This is a genomic window from Mesorhizobium sp. M6A.T.Ce.TU.002.03.1.1, from assembly GCF_003997275.1.
Taxonomy (GTDB): Bacteria; Pseudomonadota; Alphaproteobacteria; order Rhizobiales; family Rhizobiaceae; genus Mesorhizobium; species Mesorhizobium mediterraneum.
The window spans coordinates 1-510 of sequence record NZ_RZTI01000312.1 but is presented as its reverse complement, the minus strand read 5'-3'; the positions used below and the strand labels follow the sequence as shown (position 1 = coordinate 510).

Sequence of the window (510 nt, the reverse complement as noted above, 5' to 3'; positions counted from 1 at the left end):
TTTCCAGGCAAAGATGATGGTCGGCACCGGCGGCGCCAAGACACGTGACGACGCGCTCGAGCTTGGCGAAACGCGGCCAGACTACATCTTCTTCGGCCGCTTCGGTTACGACAACAAGCCCGAACCGCACCCGCGCAACCTGTCGCTCGGCGCATGGTGGGCGGACATGATCCAGATCCCTTGCATCGTCATGGCCGGATCCGACATCGCCTCGGTCGAAGCGGTGGGCGCCACCGGCGCTGAATTCGTGGCGCTGTCGAGCGCCGTGTTTGCCGACGGCACCGACCCCAGGACAGCGGTCGCCACCGCCAACGCGCTGCTCGACGAGACCGCGCCGCGCTTCGAGGACTGAAATGTCCTCGGCGACGCTTCCCCTCCAGGCTCTGCTTGCGGTGCTGATGGTCCAGGCTGCCGCCGCGGAGACCATCCCCCTGCCGCAGCCCAAGCCGGAAATCGGCGTCCACACCGACAAGCCGATCGACAAGCCGTTGCCGCAGCCCGCTACCACGG

Annotated in this window: 1 protein-coding gene and 1 pseudogene; both read left to right on the top strand. The window is 67.1% G+C overall.

The annotated features are described in order from the left end of the window. Positions 1-352, top strand: a 352-nt coding sequence (locus EOC93_RS33710; protein WP_206532312.1) for a thiamine phosphate synthase, incomplete at its 5' end; no start/stop codon positions are given. A 1-nt stretch (position 353) separates the two neighbouring features. Beyond that, positions 354-510 (top strand): annotated as a pseudogene (locus EOC93_RS35260) (sel1 repeat family protein); the annotation flags it as partial.